We start from the raw sequence: 13,060 nt of genomic DNA, 5'->3' as shown, positions 1-13,060 counted from the left end.
TTAGTAAGCGGTGTAAACAGTGATTATATCTCTTTAAATTATGAAGAGAATAAAGAATTTTTGGATTATGATATGAAGTTTTATTTAAGAAGTGCTAAAAAAAATTATGAATTAAACGACTTAGATTTATTAGAAGAGAATTTAAAAAATGATTTTGATAAAAATAAATCTAGATTAGGTAACTATAAAATTGTAGATGAAAAAACCGCTTCAAAAACGATATATTATTTCGGATATTCTGATAATAGTTTTTTATGGTATTCTAAAAATAAAGGAGTAAATTCTCAACAGGATTTTGAACTTATTAAAAATCAAATTGACAATATTGAATTTACTGAACCGGAATTTAATGTTTTTTGTCATAAAGAAGAGTTTTTACCATATTTAAGAGAATGGATTTATAAAAAAATTATTATTATATCTACTAAAAAAGTAAATCTTAAAATAGAAGGAATAAGCAATAAAGATTATTATCTTTTAACTCCTGATATTGAAAATGCGAGTAAATTTTATCAAGAAGATAGAATATTTGAATATGATTTTGGTGATTTCGTATGGGTTGAAGATAAAGTATATGTTTTTAAAGATGATTTTATCGTAGAAGGTGAAATAAATAAATCTTTAGTTAAAGATGTTCTCATTGAATATTTTATTGATAAAATTAAAAAGATTGAACCGAATTATGAAAGAATTTTGGGATTAAGAGAAATAATAAACAAAAATATAAACTATGATGAAGAAATTAAAAAAATATTAAAAGAAAGAAGTAAATATTTCAAAAATAAAGAAGAAAGAAAAAAAATACTAAAATTGGAATACGCAAACAAACTTGACGAGTTACAAAAATATCCTGAATATTTAAAAATAAGAGAAAAGATTTTAAAGTTAAATAAAAAGAAAAAAGACCTTGAAGATACAAAGAGTGAACTTAAAAAAGCAAAAGAAGAATTAAAAAAGTTAGAAAATCCGAAAATTTTAAAATTAGAAGAAAAAATAAAACAAATAAAGGAACTAAAATGAGCAGAATCGTAACAATTAAAGGAACTCAGGAGATAAAAAATATCGAATTAGCAAATGAAGTAATAAAAGAATTAGATTTAAACAATGTAAGCGTTCAAAATAATCAGTTTGTTTATAACTGGTATGACGATTATTATAAAAATGAAATAAAAAAAGCGGAAGAATTGTATAAAGAAAAATATAAAAATTATTTAAAAGAAAAAATTTTAGAAAATGCTAAAAATCAGGGATATAAACTTAAAAAAGAAATAACTCAAGATAATAAAATTAAACTTGTTTTACAAAAGAGAGTTTATTGATGTTGAATATTTATCATATTGAGAAATATAATTATGTTAATGGAAACGGATGCAGATATGTACTTTGGCTTCAAGGATGTAATTTAGGTTGCATCGGATGCTGGAATAAAGAGACTTGGAGTTTCAAAAAAAACATTTTAAGAAGTGTAGATGAAGTTTTTGAAGAGATAAAAGAAATAAAAGATAAAATTGATGGAGTTACATTTACGGGTGGAGAGCCCATGCTTCAGGCTAAAGAACTTATAAAACTTGCTAAAAAAATAAAAAAAATAAATTTAGGTTTGCAAATTTTTACAGGCTTTGAAACTGATGAATTAAATGAAACTCAAAAAGAGTTGCTAAAATATACAGATGTGTTGGTATCCGGCAGATTTGATGAAACTAAAGAAAACAACAATCAAAAAGTTTATTGTTTTAATGAAGAGTGGATATTTAATAACAGTGATGTGGAGATAGATATTTCAGATGACGGAACAATTAAACTTACAGGATATCCTAAAAATAATTTAATAAAGGAGATAAAAAATGCAAAAATTTAAAATAGAAATTGAAATAGATGAAAATGGAAATTTAAAGGCTGAAACAAAAGGAATGGAAGGGGAGATTTGTATTACTGAACTTGAAAAGATTTTAAAAGGGATAGAAGGAAAACAAAACTATAAAAATAAACCGGAATTTTATAAAAAAGCAAAAACAGTAAATAAAATATTTATAAGGAATAGAAAATGAAAAAAATCAACCGTTTTCCTAAAATGGCGGCACTGCAAAAATTCAGGGCATTGAAACTCGGGTTTGACCTTCCGAGAGCGGAAGCTGTAGGAATTGCGGAAGCGACAAAATACGCAATTTTTAAAAACCTCTCTCATAAAAAGAGAATGGCAAAAGAAAAAGAAGAGGTAATTAAACAGTATCATGGCAAAAAGGAGCTTGATGAAGAGACTTTTGCCATTTTCAAACTGCCAGCGATTGACGGATTGCCTTATGTGGGAGGTAAAATTTATACAAGTGAAGATTATCACAGATACTTTATGAAATGGGGAGAGGGTATTAAGACAACGATTGAAAAATGGGCAGAAAACATTATTGAAAACTGCAATGAAAAAACTCTAAAAAGCGAAAACAGGTTTTTTAATGAATGCTGGAAACCTCATCGCGATGAATTAAGCTTTATAGAGTAAAATTATTATGTTAAATATAAAAGAGATAATAATCTTATAAAAAAATTCAACACAAAAGGAAGTTAATGAAAACAGCGACTACGTTTGGAGCAAGCAGAGTAAATGACCCTAAGCTTTACGAAGAGGGAGTGGAGCTTGGTAAATTTTTCGCAAGCCGTGGATATATCGTAAAATGCGGCGGATACGGAGGGCTGATGGAAGCCGTAAGTAAAGGCGTAAAAGAAGCCGGTGGGGAAGTAATCGGCGTTACTCTTGAATATTTTGACGAAATAAGACCTAAAAACCCTTACCTAACAGAAAGAATACCTACAAAAGATCTCTTTGAGAGATTAAAAAAACTGATTGACGGAAGTGACATATTTATCGCTCAGACAGGCAGTATCGGAACACTTAATGAAATTTTTATGGTCTGGGCTTTAAAATACGGACTGGGGCTTAGTTTTAGAATCTGTTTAATAGGTAAAATTTACGAAAAATTTGAAAGATGTGCGTTTATACCCCAAGAAAGGTTAAGCGATATTGAAATATATAAAAATTTAGAAGAATTTAAAAAGAATTTTTGATATTATTGCAGACAAAAAAGGTCTGATTTGAAACTTTTAATTTTTGATTTGGACGGAACGCTTATAGATTCGGTACCCGATTTAACCGTTGCAATTAATAAAACATTTAATGAACTTGGTATTGATACGGTATCTGAAGAAGAAGTTAGAAACTATCTCGGAAACGGTGCAAAGACTTTGATTGAGAGGGCTTTAAAAAATAAAAACGACACGGATTTGCTTCAAAAAGCCCTAAAAACATTCAAAAACCACTACAAAAACAACGTCTGCGTAAAAACATCCCTTTATCCCGGAGTTAAGGAAACTCTTGGTAAACTGCCGCATAAAAAAGCGATTGTTACGAACAAACCCTATGAATTTGTGGGGGAAATATTAAAAACTCTCGGAATTGAAGAACATTTTGAAATGTATATAGGCGGGGAAAGTCTTCCGGAAAAAAAACCTTCACCCCTGCCACTTTTGTATGTGTGTAAAAAAATGGGGTTTGATCCAAAAAACAGCGTTATGATAGGGGATTCAAAAAACGACATTATCTCCGCAAAAAAGGCACAAATCAAATCCGTTGCTGTAAACTACGGATACAATTACGGCGAAGATGTTGCAGCGTTTGAACCGGATATAATAATTGACGATTTTACCAAACTTTCGGAGGTTTTATGAAAGTTGCAATTATAGGCGGGGGAATTACGGGCAGCAGTATTGCTATGTATCTTGACAATTTAAATGTTGACGTAAAACTTTTTGAGAAAAACGATCTTGTAAGCGGACCTCCGATTTGCCACTTGCATGCCGGAGGGAATTTGTACAGGGAAATAACACTAAAAGAAAAAATCGCTCTTTTAAAAGAATCTATCGACTTTATAAGACTTTATCCACATGCAATTGATTACAGACCTACGGTTATAGTCATTCCTAAAAGTGACGAAGGGGATCCTGAAGATTTAATAGAAACTCTTGATATCTTAAAAAACGAATATAAAAAACTCATAAGCGAAGATCCAAAAAACAAAGTGTTGGGAGAACCTGAAGAATATTACAAGCTGTATTACAAAGAAGACCTCGAGAAACTAAAACAAAAAGATCTAATCAAAAACCCTGAAAGCCCGGATGAATGGCTTATACCTTTTGCAAAACACACTGATCTTAATAATATCAAATATCCGGTAATTTTGGTTCAGGAATACGGTGTAAACGTCTTCAGGCTTGCTGCAATAGCCAAACTTGTTCTTGAAAATAAAGGCATAATAAGATACGAAGAAGCCAAAGTCGAAAAAAAAGGCGGCAAATGGATCGTAAACGGTGAAGAATTTGATTATTTAATAAACGCAGCCGGTTACAGAAGCGGCGAAATTGACGACGCACTTAATTTCAAACGGGAAAGACTCACCGAATTCAAAGCGGCATATGTGGTAAAAAACGATGATTTTAATTTCACATGGCCTGAGATAATTTTCCACGGGAAAAGGGGAACTCCAAAGGGAATGGCCCAGTTTACGCCTTATCCTAACGGATATTTTCAACTTCACGGTATGACAAAAAATATCACACTATTTGAAGACGGGCTTGTAAGTTCGGATGAAAAAAGTTCATTCCCAAAACTGTCTGAGCATTTCATCGAAAAAATAGAAAAAGGCTGGAAAAAAGAAGAAGCCGAAAAAAGGGCCAAAAGAACGGTTGAACATATGAGTCAGTATATCCCTAAATTTAATTCAAGCGAGGTTACTTACGTGCCTTTATACGGAGCGCAGCAGATTCCGGGCTGCGATGCACAATTAAGAGCGGTTGAGATAAGTTTTGAAGACAATTACGCAAGGTGTGAAGTCGTAAAAGCGTCAACCGTTACATCAATGGCCGATTCGATTGTAAAAGATTTAAGTAAAAAATTCAGAGTACCGTATAAAAAACAGATCGAGATAGACGAAATAAAACAGCTCGGTGATGAACCGGTAACTGAAAAATCTCAAGAAATCGCCCAGAAAAGGGGATACCCGAAGGATATGGGAATAAGATGTTTTAAAAAGTATTAAAAGCGGTGTTGACAATAAAGTAACCTCCGAAAATAAGCCAGACAAACAAAATAAAAGCAAGATAAACCGGTTTCATTCCCATGTTTTTGAACTTTTCAACAGTCGTTTCCATTCCAAGGGCTGTCACAGCCATCGTAAGCAAAAACGTATCAAAAGAATTTATCATCTCCACCGTACCGGCAGATAAAACATTTAAAGAATTAAATCCTGCGGTAAGAATAAAAAACACCGCGAACCAGGGTATTGTAACCGTTTTTTTAGAATTTTCCCCCTTGAATGACAGCCACAGACCGAGCAGTATTAAAAAAGGCGCAATCATCATCACCCTTATCATTTTTACTATAACGGCTGTTTTAGCCGTATCCGCACTCACGGCGATTCCGGCTCCTACTACGTGGGCGACTTCATGTATCGTACCCCCGATATATACACCCATTTCCTCCGGAGTAAACGGTATAACCCCGGCTTTATATAAAAACGGATATAAAAACATAGCCGTCGTACCGAATATTACCACAGTTGCCACCGCAACGGCGCTTTTGTAAGGCTTGGCGTTAATAACCGGTTCGGTAGCCAAAACGGCCGCCGCACCGCATATAGAACTTCCCACACTTGTAAGTATGGCGGTATCTCTGTCAAGCTTTAAAATTTTAGTACCGATAAGGTAACCTATAATAAAAGTACTGAAAACAATAAACACCGAAACTACAATACCGCACATCCCGACGGCAAAAATATTCTGAAAAGTGATTCTAAAACCGTAAAGTACAATAGCGAACCTTAAAATGTTTTTGGTACAAAAAAGTATCCCGGGAACCCATTCTTTCGGAAGTTTGTGTCTTAGTGTGTTCGCATAAAATATACCTATCACTATACCTACAATCAAAGGGCTCAATCCCAGATTTTTTACAAAGCCCATTTGAGATATCTGAATTGCGGCAAGCGAAAAAAGAGAGACAAACAGTATTCCGTTAAGCGTATTCGTTCTGTTTTCCTTTTTAAACATACCTTTCCTTTTTTTTAAAGAATTTTATTTATTTATTAAAATTAAGTAAAATTAATTTTTTTTGATAGAATATTAAGTAAAACTGAAAAGGAACCGTGTGACAATCAAAGAACTTGAAATTTTTCTGGAACTTTCCGAAAGACAAAACGTTCTGAAAACAGCCGAAGCCCTGTCGCTTTCACAGTCTGCCGTATCTCAGGGCGTAAAATCTTTGGAAAACAAATTAGGTGAAAGGCTTTTTGACAGAATAGGGAAAAAACTCGTTTTAAACGAAAGAGGGAGAAAATTTAAAGAAATGACTCTCGGGCCTTACAACCGCTTAATGGATGCGAGATACCGTTTTGTAAAAGAAAAAATTTCGGGAAACCTTACAATATCGGCAAGCAAAACAACAGGGGCTTATATTCTGCCCGAAATCATATTTGAATATCTTTTAAATAATCAAAACGTCTCAATAACAAAAAATATCGAAAATTCAAAAACAATTATAGAAAAAATAAAAAACGCCGAACTTGATATCGGATTTATAGAAACCGAAACGGAAGAAAAATTCATTGTAAAAGAGAAAATAAAAGAAGACGAATTAATAATCGTATCATCCGTACCCCACAAAGACGTTTTTATAGACGAACTGAAAAACAGAAAATGGCTTTTAAGGGAAGAGGGCTCCGGAACAAGGGAAACATTTCTCTCACAGACAAAAAACATTACCAATTTTAAAATTTTTATGGAATATAACGATTTTGAAGAAATAAAAACACTGCTTTTAAACCACCCTGAAACCGTAACGTGTATCTCAAAAACTGCGGTTGAGAACGAACTGCAAAACAAGACCCTTTTCGAAATTAAAATAAAAAACCTTAAATTTAAAAGAAATTTCTATTTAATTTACCACAAAAATAAAACAAAAACACGGCTGTTTGAAGATTTCAGAAATTTTGTCCTGAAACACACAAAACTTAAAGCTTAAACCTGAGTTTTATCGCTTTAGCAAGAGAGTTTACATCCACGTTTTCAAAATGAACGCCCGTCGGGACCCCCTGGGCTATTTGTGAAAATTCGACACTTAAATCTTTCAGCCTGTCTTCAAGATACAGGCTTCTCGCTTCACTTTCAACAGACGGAGGAAAGGCAAATATAACCTCTTTAATCTCTTTTTCTTTAACAATTTCCCTTAATTTTTGTATAACTTCATCGTCTATATGGGTTAATACGAAATAATATCCTTTGTAACTGCCGCTTTCCTCTATAGTCATTATATCTTTTGAATTTTCAACAATTGCAAGTGTTTTGTCCCTGTTTTCATCCGCGCATATGTCACATATTTCATGTTCGCTGAAATTGCCGCAGATTTCGCATTCTTTAATATTCGCAACCACATCTTCTATGGCGTTTATGAGTTTCAAGGCTTTGAATTTGTCTTTTGCAACGGAAAGTGCAAGCCTGGTCGCCGACTTTTTCCCAATGCTCGGCAGTTCTTCAAATGCTTCAATAAGCCTGTTGATTGATTGCAAGTCTTTCATTTGACTCCCATTTTGGATAAAATTTTCAAAATTATATCAAAGGTTTTATATGTGCGAATGCAAAAACACCCTTACCAATTTACAAAAATACGTAATTTGTGAAAAAGGAACCGAACCGCCTTTCAATAACGAATACTGGGACAATAAAACTACCGGAATTTACAAATGCAAATGCTGTGGAACGGTTCTTTTCAGCAGTGAGCATAAATTCGAAAGCGGCACGGGCTGGCCGAGTTTTTACATATCAATTGGTCCGGTGCTTGAACAGGCCGACTTTACAGGCTCAATGACAAGGATTGAGGCGATGTGCGGAAACTGGGGAGGGCACCTCGGGCATATTTTCGGCGACGGACCGGCACCCACTGGAATAAGATACTGCATAAATTCTGCAAGTTTGGAGTTTGTTCCGAAGTATGGAGAAAAAAATGGCTCTTAGAAAAATTGAAATTGATGGCAGAGTATTTGATATTTCATACGAAATAATAAACCCTTCAAAAAAACAAAACGTTATTTTCCTGCACGGATGGGGCAGCAATAAAGAAATAATGAAATGTTTTAAAAATTATTTTAAAGACTTCAGACACATTTATATAGATATGCCGGGATTCGGAAAATCAAGTAATGAGTATGTTTTAACAACAAATGATTATGCAAAAATTATTGCAAAATTATTAAATGAATTAAATATTTCAAAAGACATAATAATAGGGCATAGTTTTGGAGGTAAAGTTGCAACGCTTTTAAGCCCGAAACTTCTGGTGCTGCTTGCAAGCGCAGGTATCATAACACCGAAACCTTTAAGCGTAAAACTTAAAATCAAAACGTACAAAATATTAAAAACTATCGGGCTTTCAGGTTTAAGAAAACATTTTGTAAGCGGCGACGCAAAGGGTATGAGTGAAAATATGTATGAAACTTTTAAAAACGTGGTTGATGAGGATTTCAGCAAATATTTCTCCGGATATAACGGCAGTGTGCTGATATTCGGCGGAAAGGAAGATACCGCGGTACCCGAAAAAGCAATAAAAAAACAGGCCGAACTTTTAAAAAGTAAAAATATTATGTTAAATGGTGATCACTATTTTTTCTTTAATTCAAAAGAAGCGGAAAAAAACAGAAAAATTATAGAAAACGAAGTTTTAAAGGCATGGAATGTATAAAATCACAGTAAAGCAGGGGGATATTTTTTCCGAAAACGGGGCTGATTTTATAGTTAATCCTTCAAACACGGATCTTTTCTTAGGAAGCGGCGTAAGTGCGGCGTTTAGAAGAAACTGCGGAAACAAACTTCAAACCGAAATGAAAAAACACGCACCTATAAAACAGGGTGATGTAATAGTTACATCCTGTCCGGGAAATATTTCATTTAAAAACGCTTTGCATGCAGCTGTAATGGATTATTCAAAACAAAATCCCTCACCCTCTTACGAAACAATAAAAAAAGCACTTGAAAACATTGAAAAAATCATAAAAACAAAAGCACCCTGTAAAATTGTCTTGCCTTTGATGGGTGTCGGGATTGGGGGTCTTGACAAAGAAAAGGTTATTCGGATATATAAGGAATTTTTTTCAAGAAATGTGGATTTTGAGTGCGAAGCGGTTATTTACGGACATAAAAAAGAAGATTTTGATCTTCTTAAGAAATACATAAATCCGTAAATTCAAACCTAACGCCGTCAAAAAGCCCCTTGTCTGAAAGTTTAAGCTCCGGAATAACAAGCAAAGCCATAAAAGAGAGCGTCATAAAAGGTGAACGAAGGCGGCTTCCGAGTTTTTTGGCAAAATTTTGAACCTCCTGATATTTTTCAGCAACCCTGTAAGGGTCTGAAGAGCTCATAAGTCCCGCCACATCCAGTTTTAAAGCCGCCGTTTCTTCTCCTTTTACACTGCAAACCCCGCCTTTTAACTCTATAACGGTGTTAACGGCTTTTAAAAGATCCTTTTTATTCGTACCGACGGCGACAATATTGTGTGAATCATGCGCCACGCTTGATGCTATGGCGCCATCTTTAAGCCCGAAACCTTTTATAAGCGCCACCGAAGGTTTTGCCGGTTTATATCTGTTTACCACACACATCAAAAGTATATCTTCATCAATATCAGGAATGACGCCGCTATAGGTGGATTTCCTGGTAATCAGTTCCCCGTCAATCGCTTCAATTACATTATATTCCCCGCATTCGGGAAACTCAATGTTTTCTAATTTTTCAGCGTTAAAGTTGTTTACGGTATTAATTTTTTCAAATCTTAAATCAACACCTTTTTCATATACTTTTTCGCCGTTTATATAGGTTTTTAATACATTAAAACTTTCCAAATTATCAACAATTATAAAATCGGCGTTATCTCCGGCTCTCAGCAATCCAACATCAAGCCCGTAATGAAGCACAGGATTTATACACGCTATTTTCAAAACGTCAAACAGATCATACCCAAGCTCAACGGAGCGTTTTACAAGAAGATTCACATCGCCCTTTATCAGGTCGTCGGGATGTCTGTCGTCCGAACAGAACATTAACATATCCGGGTATTTCGCTATTAACGGGTGTAACGCTTCATAATTTTTAGCCGCACTTCCTTCCCTTATGATTATTTTCATACCTTTAGATATTTTCTCCTCAGCCTCATCGTAAGCAAAGGCCTCATGGTCGGTTTCTATTCCGGCGTTTATGTATCTGCTTAAACCTTCACCCCTTAAACCCGGGCAGTGACCGTCTATATGTTTGTGATATTTTTTTGCAAGGTTTATTTTATTCATCATATCTTCATCCCCGTTAATAACACCCGGAAAATTCATAACTTCGCTGAGATATAAAACATCATCCCTTTTCAAAAGCTCTTCAATCTCTTCAACGCCGAGTTTCGCGCCGCTTGTTTCAAAAGGTGTGGCGGGAACGCAGGGACTCGCCCCGAAGTAAATTTTAAAAGGCGTTTTTTTGGCATTTTCCATCATCCAGTAAACACCTTTAAGACCTAATACGTTTGCGATTTCGTGAGGGTCGCTTACACTCGCCGTGTGCCCGTGGGAGAGCATTATTTCACCAAACGTTGAGGGCGCAAGCATTGAGCTTTCAATGTGTATATGGGCGTCTATAAATCCCGGAAGTATGTAATTTTCAGCTTTGTCAGTCTCTTCAACCGATTGAATTTTTCCGTTTTTTATGGTAATTTTAGCAGGAAAAATTCTTCTGTTGAAAATATCGACGTAATTTGCTTTGAGAGTCATAATAAAACCTTTTTGTTTAATTATAACTCTTAAAACTTAAACTAAAATAAGGAGTAAAAATGAGTGTGCTTGTAGAATTTGCTATGTTCCCGACAGACAAGGGAGAGAGTGTAAGCGAATATGTAAGCAGAATTATTAAAATGTTTAAAAAAAGTGATGTTAATTATCAGCTGACTCCTATGGGAACGGTATTTGAGGTTGAAACCATGGAGGAAGCTACGGCGGTTATCAACAACGCTTACAAACAACTCGAACCGGACTGTAACAGAGTATATACTACGATTAAAATGGATATAAGAAAAAACAAAAGCAACAGAATGAAACAAAAAATTAAATCGATTGAAAAGAAAATAGGAGAGGTTTTAAAAAATTAAAAATTTTTATAAAAAATTTGAATTATTTTAAAATTTTGCCTATAATTTTTTAATAAAATTAAAAGGCAAAAAAATGACAAAATGTTTCGTCTGTAAATCCAACCTTCAAATCGAGCGTTTAAAATGCACTCACTGCAATACGGTTTTTGAAGGAGGGTTTTCTTTTCCTCTCCTTGCAAAACTCTCCCTAAATTCTCAAAAACTCGCGCTTGAACTGATACTTGCGGGAGGAAATCTAAAAGACCTGGCCGAGAAACTCGGCATTACGTATCCGACACTGAAAAAAAGAATACAGGATTTACAGAGTGAACTTGTTATGTTAATTAAAGAGAGAGATGACGAAATAACATATATAAAAAGCAAAATAAAAAACAACGAAATATCAAAAGAAGAGGGTGAAAAAATAATAAACGAACTGCTCGGAAACATTTGATATAATCGAAAACATTATTTTTTTAAAGGACACCTATGGAAAGACTTTATGCTCCCTGGAGAAGGGAATATCATACTAAAAAACGTACGGGCTGTGTTTTTTGCGATATTGCCAAAATACCTGAGAAAGACATTGAAAACCAGGTTTTTTACAGGGATGAAATATGTTTTTTCGTAATGAACAGATACCCTTATAATCCCGGACATTTTATGATAATTCCTGTAAGACACGTATCAAATTATGAAGATCTAAACGAAAAAGAAGTCTGTCATATAGCCAAAATGGCCCAAAGAGGCTGTAAAATCTTAAAAGATTTCGGAGCAGACGGCATAAATATGGGTTGGAATTTAGGATTTGACGCGGGTGCGGGAATACCCGATCATATTCATTTGCAAATGGTTCCGAGATTTAAACGTGATACGAATCTAATGACTACAGTTTTTGATACAAGGGTTTACAGTGCGGATTTTGACAAGATATATAAAAAAATAAAATCAATAGCAGGTAAATACCTGAAATAGGGGAGAGCCCTATTAAATTTTTTTAAGAAATTCGGTTTTCAGATAAACCTGGCCGATTCCGTCCACCCTGCAAGATACGTGTCCTTCAACGTCACACATTCTTATGTTTTTAACCACCGTTCCTCGCTTGATTGTTTTACCCGCACCTTTTACTTCAAGGTCTTTTATTACGCTTACGCTGTCTCCGGCTTTTAGGATGTTTCCGTTAGAATCTTTTACAATTTCTTCGGTTTTGTTTGCAATAGCCGTTTCTTCATCGGTTAAATACATCATATCAGTCATATCGCTTCTGCCAAGTGCTTTCCATATTTTATAACTCAAAATTTTAACGGCGGGAACCTCACTCCACATTGAGTTGTTCAGACAGTTGAAATGATTTTCGTCATAGTTTTGAGATTCTATCTGATTTAGACACGTTTCACAAAGCAGGGCATATCCGTCGTTATCTTCGCTTTTATACACTTCATAAATTGAAAGGTTGTCTTCGCTCTCACAAAGTTCGCATTTGCCGCCGGCTCTGCTTAATATCTCTTTTTCGTTCATTTATCGCCTTTTTTTGGTGAAAGTATAGCAAAAAAGCCTAAAATTAAATAAAATAACGTAACAATATATATTAATGAAATAATAATGAAAATTTAAAGGTAAAATAATGACGGAAATGAAAAACGCAAATTTTAAAGTCGAAAAATCAAAATGGGAAGCATTTAAAAAAATAGCCAAGCTCAAACATTCCGATTCAAGCAAGGAACTCAGAAAACTGATAGACAAATACCTTGAAGATAACAAAGATTTGTTAAATAAATTGTTTTAGTGTTGCAAATAAAAACATTTTTTTTATATAATAATTTGATTAAATTTAAATTAAAGGAGCAAAAATGAAAAAATTAATC

At 34.2% G+C, this 13,060-nt stretch carries 20 protein-coding genes; 16 read left to right on the top strand and 4 right to left on the bottom strand.

What is annotated here, in order from left to right:
* The 8 genes from ACXJIE_RS07765 to ACXJIE_RS07730 form a co-directional block, all read left to right on the top strand.
* The coding region (locus ACXJIE_RS07765; RefSeq protein ID WP_456480400.1) for a hypothetical protein at positions 1-1,020 on the top strand (1,020 nt) is incomplete at its 5' end.
* Positions 1,017-1,319, top strand: coding sequence for a hypothetical protein (locus ACXJIE_RS07760; protein WP_456480399.1), 303 nt, complete (start codon positions 1,017-1,019; stop codon positions 1,317-1,319). The genes ACXJIE_RS07765 and ACXJIE_RS07760, both read left to right, overlap by 4 nt.
* Entirely contained in the window at positions 1,319-1,858 is a 540-nt protein-coding gene (locus ACXJIE_RS07755; protein WP_456480401.1) for a 4Fe-4S single cluster domain-containing protein, read from the top strand. The genes ACXJIE_RS07760 and ACXJIE_RS07755 overlap by 1 nt, the downstream gene beginning before the upstream one ends.
* The gene (locus ACXJIE_RS07750) at positions 1,845-2,048 is read left to right on the top strand and encodes a DUF2997 domain-containing protein (RefSeq protein WP_456480398.1); all 204 of its coding nucleotides are present in this window, start codon (positions 1,845-1,847) and stop codon (positions 2,046-2,048) included. Before ACXJIE_RS07755 ends, ACXJIE_RS07750 begins: the two co-directional genes overlap by 14 nt.
* Positions 2,045-2,497 (top strand): hypothetical protein, encoded by a 453-nt coding sequence (locus ACXJIE_RS07745; RefSeq protein ID WP_456480397.1) that lies wholly within the window; start codon positions 2,045-2,047, stop codon positions 2,495-2,497. Before ACXJIE_RS07750 ends, ACXJIE_RS07745 begins: the two co-directional genes overlap by 4 nt.
* A gap of 65 nt (positions 2,498-2,562) precedes the next feature.
* Entirely contained in the window at positions 2,563-3,060 is a 498-nt protein-coding gene (locus ACXJIE_RS07740) for an LOG family protein (protein WP_456480396.1), read from the top strand.
* Between the two features lie 27 nt (positions 3,061-3,087).
* On the top strand, positions 3,088-3,720 hold the full coding sequence (locus ACXJIE_RS07735) for a phosphoglycolate phosphatase (protein WP_456480395.1): 633 nt from the start codon (positions 3,088-3,090) through the stop codon (positions 3,718-3,720).
* Positions 3,717-5,087 (top strand): FAD-dependent oxidoreductase, encoded by a 1,371-nt coding sequence (locus ACXJIE_RS07730; protein WP_456480394.1) that lies wholly within the window; start codon positions 3,717-3,719, stop codon positions 5,085-5,087. Before ACXJIE_RS07735 ends, ACXJIE_RS07730 begins: the two co-directional genes overlap by 4 nt.
* Here ACXJIE_RS07730 and ACXJIE_RS07725 read toward each other — a convergent pair.
* Positions 5,074-6,093: a YeiH family protein gene (locus tag ACXJIE_RS07725; RefSeq protein ID WP_456480393.1), complete on the bottom strand. Its 1,020-nt coding sequence runs from the start codon at positions 6,091-6,093 to the stop codon at positions 5,074-5,076. The genes ACXJIE_RS07730 and ACXJIE_RS07725 overlap by 14 nt on opposite strands.
* 97 nt (positions 6,094-6,190) lie before the next feature.
* Between ACXJIE_RS07725 and ACXJIE_RS07720 the strand changes: the two genes are divergently transcribed.
* The gene (locus tag ACXJIE_RS07720; protein ID WP_456480392.1) at positions 6,191-7,063 is read left to right on the top strand and encodes a LysR substrate-binding domain-containing protein; all 873 of its coding nucleotides are present in this window, start codon (positions 6,191-6,193) and stop codon (positions 7,061-7,063) included.
* On the opposite strand, the gene recR is transcribed toward ACXJIE_RS07720, so the two are convergent.
* Positions 7,053-7,616 carry a recombination mediator RecR gene (recR, locus tag ACXJIE_RS07715; RefSeq protein WP_456480391.1) on the bottom strand — a complete coding sequence of 188 codons (564 nt, stop codon included), beginning with the start codon at positions 7,614-7,616 and terminating at the stop codon, positions 7,053-7,055. The genes ACXJIE_RS07720 and recR overlap by 11 nt on opposite strands.
* 49 nt (positions 7,617-7,665) lie before the next feature.
* On the opposite strand from recR, the gene msrB reads away from it, so the two are divergent.
* From msrB to ACXJIE_RS07700, 3 genes are read left to right on the top strand one after another with little or no spacing between them, the layout of a single operon-like run.
* Positions 7,666-8,052, top strand: a complete 387-nt coding sequence (gene msrB / locus ACXJIE_RS07710) for a peptide-methionine (R)-S-oxide reductase MsrB (protein ID WP_456480390.1) — start codon at positions 7,666-7,668, stop codon at positions 8,050-8,052.
* On the top strand, positions 8,042-8,776 hold the full coding sequence (gene estV, locus ACXJIE_RS07705) for an EstV family lipase (protein WP_456480389.1): 735 nt from the start codon (positions 8,042-8,044) through the stop codon (positions 8,774-8,776). Before msrB ends, estV begins: the two co-directional genes overlap by 11 nt.
* Positions 8,769-9,275: a macro domain-containing protein gene (locus tag ACXJIE_RS07700; RefSeq protein WP_456480388.1), complete on the top strand. Its 507-nt coding sequence runs from the start codon at positions 8,769-8,771 to the stop codon at positions 9,273-9,275. Before estV ends, ACXJIE_RS07700 begins: the two co-directional genes overlap by 8 nt.
* On the opposite strand, the gene ade is transcribed toward ACXJIE_RS07700, so the two are convergent.
* On the bottom strand, positions 9,253-10,842 hold the full coding sequence (ade, locus tag ACXJIE_RS07695; protein ID WP_456480387.1) for an adenine deaminase: 1,590 nt from the start codon (positions 10,840-10,842) through the stop codon (positions 9,253-9,255). The two genes, ACXJIE_RS07700 and ade, sit on opposite strands and share 23 nt — an antisense overlap.
* Before the next feature lie 59 nt (positions 10,843-10,901).
* Between ade and ACXJIE_RS07690 the strand changes: the two genes are divergently transcribed.
* From ACXJIE_RS07690 to ACXJIE_RS07680, 3 genes are all read left to right on the top strand, one after another.
* Positions 10,902-11,216 carry an MTH1187 family thiamine-binding protein gene (locus tag ACXJIE_RS07690; protein WP_456480386.1) on the top strand — a complete coding sequence of 105 codons (315 nt, stop codon included), beginning with the start codon at positions 10,902-10,904 and terminating at the stop codon, positions 11,214-11,216.
* A 73-nt stretch (positions 11,217-11,289) separates the two neighbouring features.
* The gene (locus ACXJIE_RS07685; RefSeq protein ID WP_456480385.1) at positions 11,290-11,649 is read left to right on the top strand and encodes a DUF2089 domain-containing protein; all 360 of its coding nucleotides are present in this window, start codon (positions 11,290-11,292) and stop codon (positions 11,647-11,649) included.
* A gap of 35 nt (positions 11,650-11,684) precedes the next feature.
* The gene (locus tag ACXJIE_RS07680) at positions 11,685-12,170 is read left to right on the top strand and encodes an HIT family protein (protein WP_456480384.1); all 486 of its coding nucleotides are present in this window, start codon (positions 11,685-11,687) and stop codon (positions 12,168-12,170) included.
* Between the two features lie 12 nt (positions 12,171-12,182).
* Here the strand turns inward: ACXJIE_RS07680 and ACXJIE_RS07675 are convergent, their stop codons facing one another.
* Positions 12,183-12,713, bottom strand: a complete 531-nt coding sequence (locus ACXJIE_RS07675) for a PhnA domain-containing protein (RefSeq protein ID WP_456480383.1) — start codon at positions 12,711-12,713, stop codon at positions 12,183-12,185.
* A gap of 106 nt (positions 12,714-12,819) precedes the next feature.
* Between ACXJIE_RS07675 and ACXJIE_RS07670 the strand changes: the two genes are divergently transcribed.
* Positions 12,820-12,981 carry a hypothetical protein gene (locus ACXJIE_RS07670; RefSeq protein WP_456480382.1) on the top strand — a complete coding sequence of 54 codons (162 nt, stop codon included), beginning with the start codon at positions 12,820-12,822 and terminating at the stop codon, positions 12,979-12,981.
* The last annotated feature ends 79 nt before the right edge of the window (positions 12,982-13,060 follow it).

The organism is Nautilia sp. (assembly GCF_053994455.1).
Note: the sequence above shows the minus strand (reverse complement) of the source record. Positions and strands in the feature narration are given on the sequence as shown.

Excerpts from the sequence above, each read along its gene's own strand:
- ACXJIE_RS07685 (WP_456480385.1), top strand. The coding sequence starts at position 11,290 with ATGACAAAATGTTTCGTCTGTAAATCCAACCTTCAAATCGAGCGTTTA.
- ACXJIE_RS07755 (WP_456480401.1), top strand. The coding sequence starts at position 1,319 with ATGTTGAATATTTATCATATTGAGAAATATAATTATGTTAATGGAAAC.
- ACXJIE_RS07750 (WP_456480398.1), top strand. The coding sequence starts at position 1,845 with ATGCAAAAATTTAAAATAGAAATTGAAATAGATGAAAATGGAAATTTA.
- ACXJIE_RS07760 (WP_456480399.1), top strand. The coding sequence starts at position 1,017 with ATGAGCAGAATCGTAACAATTAAAGGAACTCAGGAGATAAAAAATATC.
- estV (WP_456480389.1), top strand. The coding sequence starts at position 8,042 with ATGGCTCTTAGAAAAATTGAAATTGATGGCAGAGTATTTGATATTTCA.
- recR (WP_456480391.1), bottom strand. The coding sequence starts at position 7,616 with ATGAAAGACTTGCAATCAATCAACAGGCTTATTGAAGCATTTGAAGAA.
- ACXJIE_RS07690 (WP_456480386.1), top strand. The coding sequence starts at position 10,902 with ATGAGTGTGCTTGTAGAATTTGCTATGTTCCCGACAGACAAGGGAGAG.
- ACXJIE_RS07740 (WP_456480396.1), top strand. The coding sequence starts at position 2,563 with ATGAAAACAGCGACTACGTTTGGAGCAAGCAGAGTAAATGACCCTAAG.
- ACXJIE_RS07725 (WP_456480393.1), bottom strand. The coding sequence starts at position 6,093 with ATGTTTAAAAAGGAAAACAGAACGAATACGCTTAACGGAATACTGTTT.
- ade (WP_456480387.1), bottom strand. The coding sequence starts at position 10,842 with ATGACTCTCAAAGCAAATTACGTCGATATTTTCAACAGAAGAATTTTT.
- msrB (WP_456480390.1), top strand. The coding sequence starts at position 7,666 with ATGTGCGAATGCAAAAACACCCTTACCAATTTACAAAAATACGTAATT.
- ACXJIE_RS07675 (WP_456480383.1), bottom strand. The coding sequence starts at position 12,713 with ATGAACGAAAAAGAGATATTAAGCAGAGCCGGCGGCAAATGCGAACTT.
- ACXJIE_RS07745 (WP_456480397.1), top strand. The coding sequence starts at position 2,045 with ATGAAAAAAATCAACCGTTTTCCTAAAATGGCGGCACTGCAAAAATTC.
- ACXJIE_RS07700 (WP_456480388.1), top strand. The coding sequence starts at position 8,769 with ATGTATAAAATCACAGTAAAGCAGGGGGATATTTTTTCCGAAAACGGG.
- ACXJIE_RS07730 (WP_456480394.1), top strand. The coding sequence starts at position 3,717 with ATGAAAGTTGCAATTATAGGCGGGGGAATTACGGGCAGCAGTATTGCT.
- ACXJIE_RS07680 (WP_456480384.1), top strand. The coding sequence starts at position 11,685 with ATGGAAAGACTTTATGCTCCCTGGAGAAGGGAATATCATACTAAAAAA.
- ACXJIE_RS07670 (WP_456480382.1), top strand. The coding sequence starts at position 12,820 with ATGACGGAAATGAAAAACGCAAATTTTAAAGTCGAAAAATCAAAATGG.